The 18,327-nt window shown below is 37.2% G+C and carries 15 protein-coding genes; 8 read left to right on the forward strand and 7 right to left on the reverse strand.

What is annotated here, in order from left to right:
• Window positions 1–69 precede the first annotated feature (69 nt).
• From AB1397_08270 to AB1397_08280, 3 genes are read right to left on the reverse strand one after another with little or no spacing between them, the layout of a single operon-like run.
• Entirely contained in the window at window positions 70–357 is a 288-nt protein-coding gene (locus AB1397_08270; protein MEW6482966.1) for a hypothetical protein, read from the reverse strand.
• Window positions 358–390: 33 nt separating this feature from the next.
• Window positions 391–1,455: a DUF362 domain-containing protein gene (locus AB1397_08275; protein MEW6482967.1), complete on the reverse strand. Its 1,065-nt coding sequence runs from the start codon at window positions 1,453–1,455 to the stop codon at window positions 391–393.
• 8 nt (window positions 1,456–1,463) lie between these two features.
• Window positions 1,464–2,453, reverse strand: coding sequence for an aminopeptidase (locus AB1397_08280; GenBank protein MEW6482968.1), 990 nt, complete (start codon window positions 2,451–2,453; stop codon window positions 1,464–1,466).
• A 63-nt stretch (window positions 2,454–2,516) separates the two neighbouring features.
• Between AB1397_08280 and AB1397_08285 the strand changes: the two genes are divergently transcribed.
• The 4 genes from AB1397_08285 to AB1397_08300 are packed head-to-tail and all read left to right on the forward strand — an operon-like array spanning window position 2,517 to window position 6,650.
• On the forward strand, window positions 2,517–3,017 hold the full coding sequence (locus tag AB1397_08285) for a GNAT family N-acetyltransferase (GenBank protein ID MEW6482969.1): 501 nt from the start codon (window positions 2,517–2,519) through the stop codon (window positions 3,015–3,017).
• On the forward strand, window positions 3,014–3,640 hold the full coding sequence (locus tag AB1397_08290; protein ID MEW6482970.1) for a histidine phosphatase family protein: 627 nt from the start codon (window positions 3,014–3,016) through the stop codon (window positions 3,638–3,640). Before AB1397_08285 ends, AB1397_08290 begins: the two co-directional genes overlap by 4 nt.
• The gene (locus tag AB1397_08295) at window positions 3,640–4,257 is read left to right on the forward strand and encodes a ribulose-phosphate 3-epimerase (protein ID MEW6482971.1); all 618 of its coding nucleotides are present in this window, start codon (window positions 3,640–3,642) and stop codon (window positions 4,255–4,257) included. Before AB1397_08290 ends, AB1397_08295 begins: the two co-directional genes overlap by 1 nt.
• Window positions 4,254–6,650, forward strand: coding sequence for a tetratricopeptide repeat protein (locus AB1397_08300; GenBank protein MEW6482972.1), 2,397 nt, complete (start codon window positions 4,254–4,256; stop codon window positions 6,648–6,650). The genes AB1397_08295 and AB1397_08300 overlap by 4 nt, the downstream gene beginning before the upstream one ends.
• A 51-nt stretch (window positions 6,651–6,701) precedes the next feature.
• Here the strand turns inward: AB1397_08300 and AB1397_08305 are convergent, their stop codons facing one another.
• The 4 genes from AB1397_08305 to gatA all read right to left on the reverse strand — a co-directional run bounded on the left by AB1397_08305 (window position 6,702) and on the right by gatA (window position 14,913).
• Window positions 6,702–7,658: a PorV/PorQ family protein gene (locus AB1397_08305; GenBank protein MEW6482973.1), complete on the reverse strand. Its 957-nt coding sequence runs from the start codon at window positions 7,656–7,658 to the stop codon at window positions 6,702–6,704.
• Entirely contained in the window at window positions 7,655–11,851 is a 4,197-nt protein-coding gene (locus AB1397_08310) for a VCBS repeat-containing protein (protein MEW6482974.1), read from the reverse strand. Before AB1397_08310 ends, AB1397_08305 begins: the two co-directional genes overlap by 4 nt.
• Before the next feature lie 191 nt (window positions 11,852–12,042).
• The gene (locus AB1397_08315; protein MEW6482975.1) at window positions 12,043–13,290 is read right to left on the reverse strand and encodes an alginate export family protein; all 1,248 of its coding nucleotides are present in this window, start codon (window positions 13,288–13,290) and stop codon (window positions 12,043–12,045) included.
• Between the two features lie 192 nt (window positions 13,291–13,482).
• On the reverse strand, window positions 13,483–14,913 hold the full coding sequence (gatA, locus tag AB1397_08320; GenBank protein ID MEW6482976.1) for an Asp-tRNA(Asn)/Glu-tRNA(Gln) amidotransferase subunit GatA: 1,431 nt from the start codon (window positions 14,911–14,913) through the stop codon (window positions 13,483–13,485).
• A gap of 28 nt (window positions 14,914–14,941) precedes the next feature.
• Between gatA and ribD the strand changes: the two genes are divergently transcribed.
• Genes ribD through rpsO form a run of 4 tightly spaced genes read left to right on the forward strand, consistent with a single transcriptional unit; the run spans window position 14,942 to window position 17,852 of the window.
• Window positions 14,942–15,997, forward strand: a complete 1,056-nt coding sequence (gene ribD / locus AB1397_08325) for a bifunctional diaminohydroxyphosphoribosylaminopyrimidine deaminase/5-amino-6-(5-phosphoribosylamino)uracil reductase RibD (protein MEW6482977.1) — start codon at window positions 14,942–14,944, stop codon at window positions 15,995–15,997.
• A gap of 10 nt (window positions 15,998–16,007) precedes the next feature.
• On the forward strand, window positions 16,008–17,084 hold the full coding sequence (locus tag AB1397_08330; protein ID MEW6482978.1) for a glycosyltransferase: 1,077 nt from the start codon (window positions 16,008–16,010) through the stop codon (window positions 17,082–17,084).
• Window positions 17,081–17,560, forward strand: coding sequence for an Lrp/AsnC family transcriptional regulator (locus tag AB1397_08335; GenBank protein MEW6482979.1), 480 nt, complete (start codon window positions 17,081–17,083; stop codon window positions 17,558–17,560). The genes AB1397_08330 and AB1397_08335 overlap by 4 nt, the downstream gene beginning before the upstream one ends.
• 31 nt (window positions 17,561–17,591) lie before the next feature.
• Window positions 17,592–17,852 carry a 30S ribosomal protein S15 gene (gene rpsO, locus AB1397_08340; protein ID MEW6482980.1) on the forward strand — a complete coding sequence of 87 codons (261 nt, stop codon included), beginning with the start codon at window positions 17,592–17,594 and terminating at the stop codon, window positions 17,850–17,852.
• The last annotated feature ends 475 nt before the right edge of the window (window positions 17,853–18,327 follow it).

Consider the following 18,327-nt stretch of genomic DNA (forward strand, 5'->3'; position numbering starts at 1 on the left):
TAAGATTATCTAAACACATACATTTTGTAAAGCGTTATGGAATTAACTATAATTTATTGCCTGGTAAACTTAGCGGGGAAAAATCTCTTCCTTGGGAAGAAATTCCTTGAAATCCTCTCCCTTTCCTGGAAGAAGATGGACAATATGATTTTTATTCAAGGCGATAAAATCAATATGATAGATAGGCGTTGTGCCTTGAGGAAGAAAAACACTTACATTGGTTAGGGCAATAAAGGTTTTTGCTCCCGCATTTAATTCATCCAAGATCCTTGCACCCATATATGTATGCATCGTTCCTTCTAATCTATGGTGAAGGGTAAAAATAATCACATCCTTTTTTGCCTTATCTATTTTCATTGTCTAAATTTTAATTTTAAAAGCAAATTTTTGTCAATAAACACTTACTAAATTATACTCCAAATTTCCCAAGCCTAAATTTTTTGCATATTCAAGCATTGCCTCGCATAAATCCCTTTTATTAAAAAGAAAATCTGTCCTTTTGTTTTTATAGGCTAGGTCTAAACATGCCTTATCCAGGCTTAAAATATCATAGGAGGCAAGTATTCCTAGATTATTTGCAATCATCTCATCACCCTTTTTTGAAATGCAATCGCATTCCTTGGTTATATCAAAGGCAAAATTTATGAAGAATTTATTTTTAAACTTAAGAAGGATAAAGCTTGCCACCTCAACCATTCTCTTACAAAATATATAAGGGTCTTCCTTCCAATTTACAAATATAGCATCAGATTTGCAGGCACAAAGGCACTCACCACAACCCATACACAACCCCTGGTTAATAAAAGCCTTTTTGTTCTTAAAAGAAATAGAAGAAGCAGGACAAATAGAAATGCAACATCCGCAGGCACTACATTTTTCCTCTAAAATATGTGGCTTAAGTGAGGAATGGATGGTTTGTTTTGTAGCCCGGGTTGACATACCCATTGCCACATTTTTTATACTACCGGCATATCCTGAGATTATATGTCCTGTTGTATGAGAAAGAACAACCAGGTTGTCTAGCATACCCACAAAAGAGGGAATTTTTATTCTCTCTATATTTGGGGAATCTAGTTTAAATTCCTTTCCTGCCTCTCCAAAAATACCATCAGCAATGATAAATGGGCAACCTACATTGGAATAGGAAAACCCTTTTTTCTCAACAAGCTCTAGATGACTAAGGGCATTCTGCCTGTTGCCTTTGTAGATAACCGATGTATCAAAAAGGAATGGTTTCGCCCCTTTCTTTTTTATCTCTCTAACTATAAGCTTAACCAGCTCTGGACTAATATTATAGATGCAGGAAGAATCTCCAATGGTAAGCTTGACAGGAATAATCTCATCCTTATTAAATTCTGAAAAGGGAGTAATTTTTTCAAGCAGGTTTTTTAAAGCCAAAACCCTCTCTTCTGTATTCTCTCTCCCTACCTTAACAAAATACACATCAGATTTCATTTAAAATCCTAAATCTTTTTTCCATCAAGCTCTATGGTTGGAGAGAAAACAACATAGTCTTCGTGGAATGGGACAAATATATTTCCACCAAAGCCTGAATTATCACCAAAGGCAATATGGCAGGTTCCTAATATTTTTTCTGCCTCAAGGATATTTGTTGGATTACTTGCTTTATCATTTATTCCCATTCCAAACTCTGCGATGTTCCTTGCAAGGGGATGTTTTGAAAATATTCCTTCAAGTCTTTCCTTTGCCTCTTTTTCTCCAGAAAGCCCTATGACCACCCCATTCTCTATCTTTGCAAATAAGGGAGATTTAAGCCTCCTTTTTTCCATTACCTCAATTACCAAAACACCATTACAACTTTTCTCCCTTGGTGCAAGAAAGACCTCGCCGGCTGGAAGATTACCAAAATCTCCCTTTTTTGTTATCAATCCATTGTCTATTATAATTTTCCTTCCCTTTATGTTAAACATTAGCTCTGTGCCAGAAGGGGATGAAACCTTTATGTTTTCCCCTTTTTCTAAAATCCCTTTTATTTTTTCTCCCAAGCTATTCATTTTTTCGTAATCAATATCTAACGGACCAAAGAGCATAGATTTTTCAAAGAGAGGCATACTTGCATACCTTGTTCCATTTTTTGTTAATATTTTCCTAAAGCTTGTATGTGAGGTGGAAAAATTTGTAATTGAGATTAAAATGTCTGGTGGGTTTGAAATATCAAGAAAAACAGGCTCTTTCCCTTTTATTTTCTCAAAAATTTCTTTTGTTATCTTAAAGCCTGCCTTTTCCCATACCTCTTTTGGTGGCTCCTCTCCATGCGATGAAAGGGGAGGATAGGAGCAAAGATTTGTATTAAAACCAAGCCTTTTTCCTATATCTCTGAAAAGAATGGCTATCTCACTTATCTCCTTATTGAAGCAATCGGTGATGATAAGGATTTTTTCATTATCCTTCGTATCCAAATTTATTTTATAAATCTTTTCAATTTCTCTCATTATTTTTATTATATACTGGACAAAATTATTAAGTAAAGATTATAATATATAAAAGGGTTATAGATGATTATAGAATTAACAAGCGATGATATACAACAAGCAAAGGCAATATTTTATTCATATCCACATCATTTTAATAAACTTGGTCTCCTCAAGCTTGAGGAGGAGATGATCGATTATGTTAACAATCCAGATTTTTCAAAAAGATGCTTCTTTGTTGAGAAAGAAAGGCATCAAGTTTTGGGTGTCATTGGATATTCAAGGAGTTTAAAAAATCCCTATGAATTTGAGGTTACATGGCTTGCTGTCCGAGCTGATTTTAAAAGAAAGGGTATAGGAAAAAGGCTAATTGAGCATCTTGAGAAGAGGGTAAAAGCTCTTTCAGGAGAGATATTGGTAGTTTATACACCCGATGATATTGGTTCTATAAGCTTTTATGAGAAGATGGGCTTTATACAAAGCGGAGGGCTTTCCTCAGATAATAAAATTGGCTATAAGAAGACAATAAAGGTTCAAAAGCCAACATTTAGGTCAAGAGAAATGATCGGAATTTATGAAAGATGAGTGAGTGTATATTGATAAGGCATGCCCAGACAGATTGGAATAAAAGAAAGGTCTTCAGGGGAAGAAAAGATGTTGAACTAAACAGAACAGGTATTCGTCAAGCGGAAAAAACATCAACCCTCCTGGCAGAGCTTCCTGTTGAGACAATCTATACAAGCCCCCTTAAAAGGGCATTGATTACAGCCCAGATACTAAAAAGGCCACATCCGAATGTAGAGGTAAAGGAGGTTTCTTCATTTATTGACATTGATTATGGGGAATGGCAGGGGCTTTCAGAGGATGATGTAAAGAATAACAAGCTTTATTTAGATTGGATAACAAAACCTGAAAGTGTCACCTTTCCAGGAGGGGAATCACTGGAGGATGTTAAAAATAGGGCTCTTCCTGTTTTTGAGGAGATTGTCCAAACCTGTAAACTTTCAATCGTGGTAACCCATCGGATTGTAATTAAAATTATTCTTCTCCATATTATGGGGCTTAAGCTTTCATCTTTCTGGAGTGTCCGCCAGGATCCTTGTGGAATAACAAGGATTGAATTTATAGATAACAAATTCATCATCTCTAGCCTAAATGAGACCCATCACCTCTATAAACCATCAGCAGAGGTAAAAGAGGATTTTTAATGCTTGTTTATCCTGCTATTCTAACAGAAAAAAAAGAGGAATTGGGGAAGATGTTAAAGATAGCAAGCGCTTTTTGTAAGAATGTTCATATAGATATTATGGATGGAATTTTTGTCCCTTCTAAAAGCATAGGCTATGATGACCTTATTGAAACAGACCTCTTTATGGAAATACACCTTATGGTTAGCTCTCCCATAGATTATATAGAAGGCTTTAAAAGAAAGGGTGCAAAGAGGATAATCTTTCATATTGAGGGGAAGGATTCTCCAGAGGAGGCAATAAAAAAAATAAAGGATGGAGGTTTAGAGGTAGGCATCTCGCTTAATCCCGAAACACCTATTTCCAAACTCAAGCCATTCCTTGATAATCTGGATCTTGTGCTTATTATGAGCGTTGTCCCTGGTTTTTATGGAAGCACATTTATACCCGATGTTCTTTCTAAAGCAAAAAAGCTCAAAAAAGAAAGATCAGACCTTTGTCTTGAGATGGATGGTGGCATAAAGCTTTCAAATATTTCCCTTTTAAAAGATGCAGGGATTGATATTGCCGCGGTTGGATCAGAGATATTCAAAGCATCAAACCCATCTTTTGTTTTTAATGAGCTTTCAAAGGTATGAAAAGAATTTGGGATTTGGGATTTAGGAATTTAGGACTTTTATTGTTCATCATTTCATTAAATATATTTGCCCAGAATCTCCCCTATGAATTTTACAAAAATGGGCTATTTAATCTTACTCAAGGTTATTTAAGGGATACACAAGAAGAGGATGGCCTTTTTCTTAAGGCAGAATCTTTATTCTTTCTATGTTCCTATAAAACGGCATATAAAAATTATTTAATCCTTAAAGAAATCTCCCTGGATGAAGAAAGGCTTTCTACTGTATATTACAGGATTGCTGATTGCCTGTGGTTCATCGATAAAAAAGAAGAGGCAATTTCTTCCTATCAAGAAGCACTTTCAAGATACCCCAATAACCCATCATCCTCTTATGCCATCTTTAGAATTATCCAATATTATCTTGAAATAAAGGATTATGATCGGGCTGTTTCGCTATTTTCTTCATACCTTATAGATTATCCAAACCTTCCCTGGAAAGACAGCGTCTTTTATTCCATAGCAGTGTCATTTGAAGAAATCAAGGATTATAACAGGGTTATTTCCTATTACAAAAAGATTTTGGAAACATCAAAGGATGATCTCTTAAGAAGAAATTCCCTATCCTCCCTGGCAAGAATTTATTATGAGAATGGTGATTTTGAGAAATCCCTATTCTATGCAAACTGCCTGGTTAAATCATACCCATCAGATTCCTCCTTTATTCTTCTATTTTCTTGCCTTTTTAATATGAAAAGATTTGAAGATGCGGTTTCTGTTTTTCCAAAAATTTCATCTCCCACAAAGGAGCTTTATCTTGCACAAGCAGAAAGTTTATATAGCCTTGGGAGATTTAATGAGGCAGTGGATTTCTATAAAAAAGGAGGGGCAAAAACAGGCATTTCATTTTCTTATCTTAAGCTTTCTAAAATAGACCTTGCCTTAGAGGAGCTAAAGAAAATAGGCGATGATAGAAGCTTATATCTTATAGCCCAAATAGGAGAGGATAATGAAAAGATTAAGGCGTATGAGAAGATTATTGCAGATTACCCAAAAAGCAGCTTTAGGGAGGAGGCATTTTTAAGGCTCTCTCTTTTGTATCTTAAAATTGGAAGTATAACAGAATGCTTGGTAATGTGTGATGAAATGATAAAGGAATACCCAAAGACCCCCCTTTCCCTTACTTGCCTTTACAATGTAGGAATAAGCCTTGATAATGAAGAATACCTTTGGCGCATTGTTTCTCTATACCCAAATTTCTCAAAAAATCCCGAGATTCTTTACAAAATTGGTGATAATAGGATGAAAAAGGGACAATACAAAGAGGCAATAGATGCCTTTTCTTCTTTAATAGAAAAATACCCAAAGAGTGAATTGTTTGGCTATAGCCTCTACAATACGGCATTCCTTTATAATAAAATTGGGAATCCAAAGAAGGCAAGGCTGGTGTATAAAACCATTCCTGCCATTGATAAAGAATTAGGAGAAAGGGCATTGTTTTATTCAGCAAACATATCATTTAACCTCAAGGATTATGGCCTGGCAATTTCAGATTATCAAAGCCTTATAAAGCAATATCCAAAATCAAGCTTTGTTTCTGCCTCAATATACCAGATAGGGTGGTGCTATTATAAAAAGGAAAGGTTTGATGATGCCAGAAAATATTTTACCAAGATAATCTTAAATTATAAAGAAAGCCCATATTTTTCTTGTTCTATTTATTGGCTTGCCTGGACTTACTTTGAGGAGGGAAGGTATGATGAGGCAATTGAGGCATATTTAAGGCTACAAAGGGAGTTTCCCGAGGATAGCCTATCAAAGGATGCCTATCTTAGAATAGGCTTGTGTTTTTATAATCAGGGTGAATACAAAGAGGCAATTTCTTCCTATCAAAAGCTTGTTGAAAAAGGGGCTGATAAAGCCTTAATGGAGGAGGCATTGTATCAAATAGGAGAGGCATTTATAAAGGACAATAAACCAGGGGCTGCCATAAATTATTATAATCTTTTCCTTGAAAAAGGGCAGGAGAAAGAGATGGCTAAAAAGATAAGAAAAAGGATTGCCCAAATCTATTATTTAGAGGGAAAGAAAAAGGATTCTAGAGAGGAATATAAAAAGCTTCTCTCAGAAGACCTTACGGATGATGAAAAAGCTGATGCATATTATTGGATAGGAAGGACATATTTACCCGATGCAAAGGAGGAGGCAATTGTTTATTTTAGAAAGGTAGCTGAGCTTTATCAAAGCTCAGAATGGGCAGCTGATTCCCTCTTTAGAATAGGTGTTATCCTTTATTCCTCTGGCGATTATGAGGATGCATATTTTGAATTTAAAAGGCTAATAAAAAATTATCCTAAGAGGGATGATTTGATAAAAGAGGCAAAGGCATATATTACGAAAATTGAGAAGAGATGATGTTTAGCACGGCTCAAACAATTACAAATTGTAAATTGCCTCAACTTTAAATTATTCTTCCTCTAAAAACTTTATATAGAATGAGCCTTGCATTGTGTTTCCAAGATCTTGAAAGGGAAGATAGGACATATCAAAGAAGTATTTTGAAAGCTTCAATCCCAAACCAAGTGAAATACCCGAACCAATATCGGCCTCTGTGGAATATCCTGCTCTAAGAAATACCTTATTCATCAATACATTTTCAAAGCCTAGCCTTAAAATTACATCAGAATCTATGGATTTATCAAGCTCTATTGTAGAAAGAAGGGTCTTATCAAGGCAATTTACAGAAATTCCTCCCTTCATGGTAAGGGGTAAATCCTCCTTTTTGTTTGTGTATTTTATTGATTTTCCGAGGTTTGAAAGGCAAAGACCAATTGTAATATCTTTTAAAAATGGTCTGTATTGAATCCCAAGATCAGCTGCACCTGTATTTACAGCTTTATCATCTATGCTTTCCCTGATGAATTTAAATGTTCCTCCTATTGCAATATCAGGGCTTATGTTTCTTCCATATCCTATACTTGCTGAAATATCAGAGCAAGAGAATTTGCCATCTTCTATGCCTCCATCCTTTGTTTTTAAAATATCTGGGGTTTTGAGATAAAGGAGACTAAACCCAAAACAACCCATCTCCTCTGTGGGATGGAGGTAAGATAATGAAGAAATATCTATTCCCGCAAGGTATGAATTATAAGAAAGCCCAATTTCGGCTACCTTTGCACCTCCAAGGGATGCTGGGTTTTCAAAAGATGGTTCATTAACCCCCACAAATGCACCCCCTAAAGAGGAAACCCGGCAAGGCTTAATCTTTAAGAATTGCAAAGGGCTGGTCGCTGTATAATCTACCCCAAATGCAGAAGAGCCAATCGTCAAAAAACAGAAGAACACCAGAACACTAGAGCACCAGATCAGCCTACTAGCACCCGAGCACCAGATGACTCCTGAGTCCTGACTTATTCTTTTCATCTTATAATCGCTAAAATCCCCTTTTGTTTATTATTGCCGCTTTCTGCAAGCCATATATAAATGCCAGATGCTACAGCTTTTCCATCCCTGTTTTTTGTGTCCCATATTGCTCCCTCAAGCTCTCTAACCAATTGGCCGGTTAAGGTGAATATTTTTATCTTTCCAGAAAATCCAGAAAATGTAATTAAATCTCCCTTGCAGGGGTTGGGATATGGAGATATTTTGGAATCAAGTGGAAATAGGGTATCAATCCTATAAATTCCAGTTTCTCTTATTTCGGTGCTGACTGTGTTGCTTGCTGTATCAACAGAGGATGCAAGGGGAGAATTTCCTTTGTAAATAACAAATGCCTTTTCTATCTCCTGTGAAAATTCATTATTGTATGGAATGGTAAGTTTTGCAGAAAGGCTATCTATTAAAACATCGGGTCTATCTTTTCTCACCGCGGTTATTCTCCTTCCTGTCTCAGAAAGCCCTGGAATAGATGAGGGAATTAAAATGTCCTCTACGGTAATCACCAATGGATATTCAATGCTTTTTAGAATAAGGGTTGTGGGTGAAAATGTAATGGGCAGGCCAATGCTTGTTGTTCCTACCTCCTTTGAGGAAAATCTGGAATTTTCAATTTTTATGGTTTTGGTTTGAAAGATACCAATGCCCCAGGAATCATAGGGTGTAAGCCTTATGGTTAAGGTTGTTTCTGTCTCTGGGAAATCAAGGCTTGAAGCCCAATAGAACTTGTAAATACCAGGGGTAAAGGATAAAGATCCATAGGTTGTTGCCTTTGTCCATGTTCCATTAAGGAGATAATCAAAGGAAAGGGATATTGTATCATAATCGGAATCCTCAAGCTCAAAAGAGACCTCAATAAGACCAGAATTGGATGAAAGATTAAGGCTTTTTACAATTGGTTGCCTATTTAGATTATCCAATAAGAAGGAGAGAGAAGAAGCTGTGCCAGCTGCCTTGTCCTTTGGGGTTATTCTAAAATAAACCAGGGTTTTTGTTCCAGGAAGGTCAATATTAGAATTCCATATAAATTCCTGGTCAATGCCAAAAGAAGAGCCAATTAAATTTTCCTTTGTTCCACCTGAGGCAGAGCTATAATTTACCCCATCAAGTGAATACTCTGGAATAATTGATAATGTATCACCGTCTATATCATATAGCTTATATTTTAGGGTAATTGTGGAAACGGCTGTAGTTATAGGAGATAGAACACAGGATGGAGGCGTGTTTGTTTCCTCCTTCAATAGATATAAATATACAGAGCCATTCCTGTTTCCTAAAACAAAATCCTTCTTTCCATCATTATCCCAATCAGAAATAAAACAAGAAGCATTCCCAGAAACAGAGGGAGAAGAAAGAATCCTTCCGTAATCATATAGGGGTAATTGGTCGCTTCCATAATTCAAGAATAGCCATAGATTGCCGTTCCTATCGCCAACTATTAAATCTGCTTTTCCATTGTTATTATAATCAATAAATGCAGGGGTTGAATTATAAGAAACTTGTATCTCTGTATTTCCTGTTCCCAATAAAAGCTTTGTCCCTGTAGCAAATGATGGATTCATATCTGTGCCATAATTAAGGTATAGCCTAATGTAGCCATATTCATCACCCACAATCAAATCCTTCTTTCCATCAAGGTTGTAATCAATCACAATAGGTGATGCCATATTTCCAACATCTAAGTCACTTCCTCCTTGTATCCTTACACCCTTCTCTAGAATACCTTCAATATTTTTAAAATAATAAACATAGCCAAACCTATCTCCTACAAGCAAATCTTTACTTCCATCGTTGTCATAATCACAAACAAAAGGCAGAGAAAATCCTTCTACCTTAAGGTCTTTCATTACTTGCGTTGATGTAGATTCCCTTGCTTGAAGCCTTGAATATGAGGTAAAAATAGGGTTTTGGTCTGTTCCAGAATTAAGGAATAGATAGACATATCCAAATTCATCTCCAATTAAAAGGTCTTTCTTATAATCATTGTTCCAATCACAAACGCAGGGCGTAGAATATGCTCCTATATCAATGTTTTTCCCTTGTATGGTAATAGGAATAAGGTTTGTCTTTGTTGTATTGTCAACCGAGAATGGGCTTGTTTTGTAAGATTGCCCTTGATTTGTTCCATCGCTTGGCGTTATCTGAAAGACAATATTATAGATTCCTTGTCCTAGATCAGCATAAGCATCCCAGACAAAGATATGGGATACACCAATAGGAGAAGAAGAAAGACCTATTTTCCCCTCTCCACCATCAGCCGATGTTGCATCAATCCAATTGGTATTATCCTTTGAAAATTTAACATCAATTAAGCAAGTGTCAGAATCATCATCCCTTAAGGTATATGAGATGTTTATATTCCCAGATTGTGTTTGAAGGGGTGTATTTACCACAACAGATGGTGCTAGATTTAAAATGCTTGATAGGCAAACAAATATTGTTCCATCCTTTCCACCAACTATAAGGTCAGATGAACCATTGTTATCCCAGTCAGAGATTGCAGGGCTTGAATTATCATTTGCCTTTATATCATCGCCATTTGAAAACTTTATTCTTTCCTTTGTATTAAAGACAGGAATTTTATCACTTCCTGAGTTTATAAATAGATACATCTCCCCATAGCCTGTGCCAATTATTATGTCCTTCTTATAATCCCTATTGAAATCTATGATAGCTGGGCTTGTATCCTTTTCGTGGTCAAGGGGAATCTGCATTGTGGTAGGAGCTGCAAAAACAGGGTTTATATCAGAGCCTATATTTAAAAATAGCCTTATCTCTCCAGATTGACAACCTGCGATAATGTCCTTTTTCCCATCATTATCCCAATCAAGGATACAGGGCGTTGCATTATAGCCTAGTGTATATGATGTAGCATATGTTCCCTTTTGAAATATAGGGGCATCGTCTGTGTTTATATTTATGAATACATTTATATTCCCATATTTATCGCCGACAACAAGGTCTTTCTTTCCATCGTTATTCCAATCTATGGGATAAGGTGCGGAATTATACCCTACATCCAGGTCCTCGGTTTGCGTTCCCGATGTCATTGAGAAGAAAAATCCATCTGTAAAAATAGGATTATTGTCATTTCCAGAATTGAGGAAAAGCCTCACCTTTCCCAGGGAATCACCGATTACTAAATCCTTCTTTCCATCATTGTTCCAGTCTATAACCTGGGGCTTTGAATATTCTCCAATATCTATAAATTCCGGGTCTCCGTCTATCTTTTGTATTGTATTGAATTCGGGTGGTTCAGAGGCTTGGTATTTTGTATTCAAAAAGAGGTATATTGTTCCATCGCCTGCTCCCACAAGCATATCATATCCACCCTCATTATTCCAATTGCAGATAAATGGTGAGCCGTAGAATCCAACATCTATTTCTTTGTTTGCAACCTTTGCCCTTTCTTTAAAGATAAAGTTTGGAATAAATGTTCCTGTCCCTGTTTGTGTTCCTGGGGTAAAGATATGGGTATTTCCAAATATATCACCAACAATCAGGTCTTTCTTTCCATCGTCATTCCAATCAATCATTACCGGCTTTGCATTCTGTGAGACATCAAGGGTGGCACTTCCTACCAATGTCTTTGTTCCCGCAGAAAGGATGGGAGAATCTGGCCTTCCAATATTTCTAAAAAACCAGACATAGCCAGCCTCATCTCCCACCAAAAGGTCAAGTAAGCCATCCTCATCTACATCAAAGGCGTAGGGAGAGGCATTTGGTAGATAGATTGATTTATTATCTGCCTTTAGCTTCTCAAGGACAGTATATGTGGGAGGCATTCCCTCGATTACCTCGTTCATAGCCTTTGCAAACCAAACATTTCCCCCTCCATCTCCAATTAGCAAATCCAAGTCCTTTGCATTGTCCCATTGGCAGACAATGGGTGAGCTATATCCTCCCTCCAGCTTGATTTCTCCTGTATCTACAGTAATCCTTTTCCCATTTTCAAAGGATGGGTTGTAATCCGTCCCAATATTTTTATAAAATAAAATGTATCCCTCCTTATTTCCCAGTATCAAATCTTTCTTGTTGTCGTGGTCAAAATCAATAACATATATAGAGGCATTCTCACCTACATCCAAAACCTCTTTGGTTATATATTGCTTTCCCAGAAATACCAAAGATGAGCAGAATCCTAGATTAAAGAAAAAAAGGAAAAACAAAAATTTTTTCATCACCTAATATATCGGTATTTTTATTGAAATGCTTAAGAAAAATTTTATGGGTTTAGCTTTTCTTTTGTTACACCACCTGAACGCTTAGCTAATGCTATTGCCTGTGCTATACCTTAAATATAGAAAAAGCCAAGGTTAAACAAAAAGGGAAGGATCTCTCCTTCCCTTTGTCTTAAAAACCCTAACCTCCCTTAAAACTTGGTTAAAAGCTCACCCCTTATCATAGTTGCAGCGTCGGAACCATTGATGAGATCCCCCGGGGAAAATCTTGCATAGGTTCCTGTTATGCTTGTTGCCTCAGAGTATTTGTAGGAACAAGAAAGGTCAAGCTCGCTTCCTAAGTTTGTTTTTCCACCCCTCTTTTCTGCGGTTGAGAAGCTGGTATAGGAGATGCCCAAGGTAATGTTATCAATTGCCTCTGGGGTTATCTGGGCATTGATGTTTATGTCCTTTCTTCCATTTACTGTTGTTAAATCTACACCTCCTGCAGGAGTAAATATAACAGCTCTCTGATCGTCAACCAATGCGGCATAGTAGTCAAGGTTAGGGGCAATTCCGGTATAGCTTTTTGCATCTGCTGTGGCTCCTTCGGTTCCCGACATCTTAAGGTAGCTTCCCTCAAGAGAGAGCCTGCCTAGCCCTTCAACCTCTGTGGTATAGCCAAGGCATACCCGATAGGCATGTGCATCCCTGTCGGTTGGGGTTCCACCCACTTGCTTTGCATACTCGGCTGAGTAATTAAGGGTTGAGGCAATATCAAGTGAGCCAGAAACCTTTCCACCTATGACATTGTTCTTGTCAGTCTTATCTTTTACTGGATCATGGATAGTTTTTCTATACCCATAGCCGGCAAGGTCAATGCCACCCAATAGGTCAAGAGGGATTGAGCCATTTAAACCCTGGATATCGGTGTCAGTATCATCATTAGCACCATCCTCTCTTGCTTTTGCACAAATCGCGCTTAAGGATAGGTTTCCCAGCTTCGCACTAGCCTTTTTGGCATCAATGGCATCATACCATAAGACGAGCTCTCTGTTTAGCTCTCCAATCCCCTGCCTTCCTAAGGAAAGGTCAACCAGAGCCGCCACATCGTCAATGGTAAGGTAGGCATGGCGAAGGTTAGTGTCCCACTGAACTCCCTCAACAGTATTAAAACCCCATCTTGCCCACTCACTTCCTTTATCTGGCTTCTCTAAGCAGATATGGGCACCTACGCCATCGGATAGCTCACTCTCTAACCATACCCTTACTCTGTGCTTCACATGGGAATCCTTGTCGTCATTATTCCCTGCCGCGTCGGTATTCTTAAAATCTGTGGCATTGTTTATCTCCTCTCCCCTTACCCTGATCTCTCCCTTTACATCAACCTTTGGCATCTTTGCCAAAACTGGTAGGGCAATTATCATTATTGCCCCAAAACTTAATAAGGCTTTTTTCATCCTTTTTACCTCCTAATTATAAATTTCCTGCTTTCACAGGTAATATCTTTTTCTAATATATAAGCCCCTGCTTTTTAAAAAGCATCACCTCCCTTTCAGCCAAGTTTGGGGCTAAAAATAATATTATATATTTTACATAATAAATTAAACTTATGTCAAGTGTAATTTTAAGAATTTTTTCTCTTAAATATTTTAGGTATCCAATTTCTCTATTCTTTGAGCAAGGGATAGGATCTTTCCTTCACAAAGGTAAGAACCTATGATTTGAAGCCCAATGGGTAGATTGTCCTTTGTTTTTCCATAAGGGATAGAAATAGACGGGTATCCTGTGAGGTTGCTTGAAACCGTGAGTATATCTGAAAGATACATTGATAAAGGGTCTTCTGTTTTTTCTCCTATCTTAAATGGAGGTGTAGGAGAGGTCGGCGTGATAAGGAGGGAAACCTTTGAAAATGCCCGATCAAAATCCCTTTTTATAAGGCTTCTAACCTTTTGTGCCTTAAGGTAATAGGCATCATAATAGCCAGATGATAGGGCATATGTCCCAAGGATTATCCTCCGCTTTGCCTCATCGCCAAATCCTTTACTCCTTGTCTTTCTATACATTCCAAAGAGGCTTTTATCTTCCTCCCTTAAGCCATATTGGACACCATCGAACCTTGCTAGATTTGATGATGCCTCAGAGCAAGCAATGATATAATAAACAGGGATAGCATATTGAGAGTGAGGAAGGGATACCTCAACTATCTCTACATTTAATGAGGAAAGCTTCTTGCAGGCATTCATTGTCGCCTCCTTTACCTCACAGTTAACCCCTTCAAGGTATTCTTTTGGAATGCCAATTTTCATTCCCGATATATCTTTTTCCAAGAAACTCGTATAGTCAATCTTCGGCTGTTTGATAGATGTTTCATCATTCTCATCAAACCCAGAAATGGTATTTAATAAAATTGCACAATCCCTTACATCCTTTGTTAAAGGACCAATCTGGTCAAGGCTTGAGGCAAAGGCAATAAGACCATACCTTGAGACAAGGCCATAGGTTGGTTTTAAACCTACAACACCGCAGAATGAGGCTGGTTGCCTTATTGAGCCACCGGTATCCGAGCCTAATGAAAGAATAGCTTCACAGCTTGCCACAGATGCGGCAGAGCCACCCGATGAGCCACCAGGGACATAGTCAAGGTTATGTGGATTTCTGGTAGGACCAAAGCAAGAATGCTCGCAAGATGAACCAAAGGCAAATTCATCCATATTTGTCTTTCCAATAATTATAGCTCCAGCATCTTTTAGCCTTGTAATTACCGTTGCATCATAAGGGGGGATAAACCCTTGAAGGATATGAGAGGCACAGGTCGTTTGTAAACCTTTTGTGCAAATATTGTCTTTTATGGATATGGGAATTCCAGAAAGGGGAGAAATTGGCTCATTCTTTGCAATTTTCTCATCAATTGCTTTGGCTTTTTCAATTGCTTTCTCAAATGTCCTTGTAATAAATGCATTTATCTTTGGCTCTTCTTCCTCTATTCTTTTAATGCAAGACAAAACAACATCAATTGCCTTTATTTCTTTTTTCTTAAACAAGCGATGAATCTCATAAGATGTAAGATTATAGATTTCCATTCTTGAAATATTATATAATCTTCTTAAGATGGATGACATCTTTTTAAAGAGGGCTTTTTTGCTTGCCAAGAGGGGATTGGGAAAAACAAGCCCAAATCCTATGGTAGGATGTGTCATTGTAAAGAAAGGAAGGATAATAGGTGAGGGCTATCATAAAAAGGCAGGCTTTCCGCATGCAGAGATTATCGCATTAAAAAAGGCAGGGAAAAATGCAAGAGAAGCAACATTGTATGTTAACCTTGAGCCCTGCTCACACTATGGAAGGACACCACCCTGCACAGATGCAATAATTAAGGCAGGAATAAAAAGGGTTGTTGCATCAACCCTTGATCCAAACCCAATTGTAAAGGGAAAGGAAATATTGGAAAAAGGGGGAATAAAGGTTGATATTGGGCTATTAAAGGATGAGGGAGAGCATCTTAATGAGGTCTATTTTAAGTATATAAAAACAGGGATGCCATTTGTTATGCTTAAAGTAGGAATGAGCCTGGATGGGAAAATTACAATAGAGCACCAGGGCACCAGGGCACCAGAGCACCAGAATAGGTGGATAACAAGTGAGGCGTCAAGGAGGATGGTTCATCGATTAAGGTCTTATGTGGATGGGATTATGGTGGGAAAGGGAACAATTATTAAGGATAACCCCTATCTTACCACAAGGCTTGTCAAAGGAAAATCGCCGATGAGAATAATTGTCACAACAGATGGAAAGATTCCAGCAGAGGCAAATGTATTTGGGAAAAAGGAAGAGCTAATCATTGCAAGCACAAAGCAACCTCCTTCTGAGATTGCAAAAAAGGCAGAGGTGCTCATTGTAAAAGAGGAAAATGGCTTGGTTTCTCTTCCTGACCTTCTTTTAAAGCTTGGCAAAATGGGCATTACCTCCATCCTTCTTGAGGGAGGACAAAGGCTAGTAACATCATTTTTGAATAGATGCCTTATAGATAAGGCAATATTCTTTATCTCTTTGAAGCTCATTGGCGATTCTGGTCTTTCCCTTTTGGGAAATATTTCTCCTCTTAAGCTTAAAAACATAAAGACAAAGCGGATTTCAGATGATATTATGTTAGAGGGATATTTGTGATTTAGGATTTATGAAAATAATTGTCTTTTCTATTAGGGCTGGGATGGGACATATTAAAGGAGGAGAGGTTCTCTGTGAGGCAATAAATACATTAGAGGGAAATTCTGCAAAATCTATTATTCTCCTTGAAAATACATTTCTTGGCTGGTTTATCAATTTCTCATATCTATGGATGGCAAGGCATCTTCCTTTGGCTTGGAGCCTTCTTTATAAGCAAAAAATATTCTATTCACATACAGGGTATATTGATTATAGGATAAAAAGGGAGACATTAAGAATAATTGATAAAGAAAGTCCTGATTGCCTCTGTTCAACCCATCCATTCATTACATCTGCTATTTCAAAAATAAAAAATAGAAATTTCAAGCTTATATCAGTAGCAACAGATTTTAGCTGCCATCCAATAGGGATAAAGCCCAATGTTGACCTTTTTATCGTGCCACACAAACATACATCAGAGCTTCTTTTAAAGATGGGTGTAGAAAAAGAAAAAATAAGGGTAATTGGAATTCCCATATCATTAAAGTTTTCAAAATCAGGAAATATGTCAAAGAAAAGCCTTGGATTTGATGAAAAACCTATTATCCTTGAGATGGGTGGAGGTTATGGTCTTGGTCATATAGAGAGGTTTATTCCCGTTTTAGCAAAAAATAGGGAGCTATTTCAAGTAATAGTCATTGCAGGGAAAAATGAGGGTCTTAAAAAGAGACTAGAAGCCTCTCTTAAGAAATATGGAATAAAAGGAAGGGTATTTGGCTTTGTTGATAATGTTTCAGAGCTTATGGAAATATCTGATATTATTATTGGAAAGCCAGGGGGTGTGGGGATTATGGAGGCTTGTGCAAAGGGTCTTCCCATTGTTATTACAGGGGTAGTGCCAGGTCAGGAAGAGGCAAATGCAAAAATTTTAATAGACGAAGGAATAGCGATTATGCCAAAATATAATGATATACCAAATGTGCTAAAAGATTTTTTGAATTATAAAGAAAAAATGAAGGAGATAAGCGAAAAGGCTTTAAAATTTTCAAAGCCCTATGCAAGCTTAAAGATTGCAAGGGCAATAATTGAGGAGGTTAAGATTAAATGAAGAAAGAAATCCTTGATATTCTTGAGAATGACGCAAGGCTATCAAAAGAGAAGATAGGGACTATGCTTGGGATCTCCGCCGATGAGGTAAAAAGGGAGATTGAGCAGTTTGAACAGGATGGGGTTATTGTAAAATACAAGACCATTATTGATTGGGAAAAGACAAGTGAAGAAAAGGTCTATGCCTTTATTGATGTTAGGGTTACACCAGAGAGGGATAGGGGTTTTGATGCTATTGCAGAGAGGATTTGCCAATATCCTGAGGTTCATTCCCTCTATCTTATGTCTGGTGCTTATGACTTTGCTGTTGTGGTAAGCGGAAAGTCAATGAAAGAGCTTGCCTATTTTGTGGCAGAAAAGCTTGCCATAATAGAAAATGTCCGATCAACCACAACACACTTTATCCTTAAAAAATATAAGATGGATGGCGTCTTATTAAAGAAAGAAGAGGATAAAAGGATACAAATGATGCCTTGACAGCCATAGGTTGCCAATTTATAATTTTGATATGAAGGTAGTGAAAAAAGATATAATTGAGGAATATAAGCTTCATAGCACAGATACAGGTTCACCAGAGGTCCAGGTTTCTATATTTACGGCAAGGATTAACAACCTAATAGAACACTTCAATGTCCATAAAAAGGACTTTCAAACAAGGAGAAGCCTGATAAAGCTTGTTAATAAAAGGAGAAGGCTTCTTTTGTACCTTAAAAGGAAATCAAACGAAAGATATACCTCCCTCATCCAAAGGCTTAAGATAAGAAAGTGAGGTTTATGGATTTTGGGTAGATTTCAGGTTCGAATATTAGGGCTGCTTAAGAGAATTTTACTAAGTGAAGTCCAAAAAGAAAAAGAAACCAGCACAAAAAATTGCCCTTTCTTTTGTCCTTCTTACAATCCTTACATTTTATAACCCATCTTCGCAATCTTACTCAACAGCCACTCTTTGGTGATGAGGCAATCTATAGTATCTTCCCTCACTTAGTGCAAAAATAGATAGTGTGTGTTTAGCTGTTTAAAAATTCATCCACCTTTAAAAAATTTAACATAATTTTGCTTCGCTTTCGCTCACAAGATACTTCGTATTCCGTAGTAATTATTTTTAACATTTTGATATTGTAACTACAAGTAAAAAGAAAAATATTACTAAACTTTGGCAAAAAATGACTTCATTGCTCCTAAACTATCATCTAACTCTAACTCCTTTAGAATATACTCTGTGCTGTTTCCTGTTTTGGCCATCC

It is taken from the genome of bacterium (genome assembly GCA_040756715.1).
In the GTDB taxonomy this organism is placed as follows: domain Bacteria; phylum UBA9089; class UBA9088; order UBA9088; family UBA9088; genus JBFLYE01.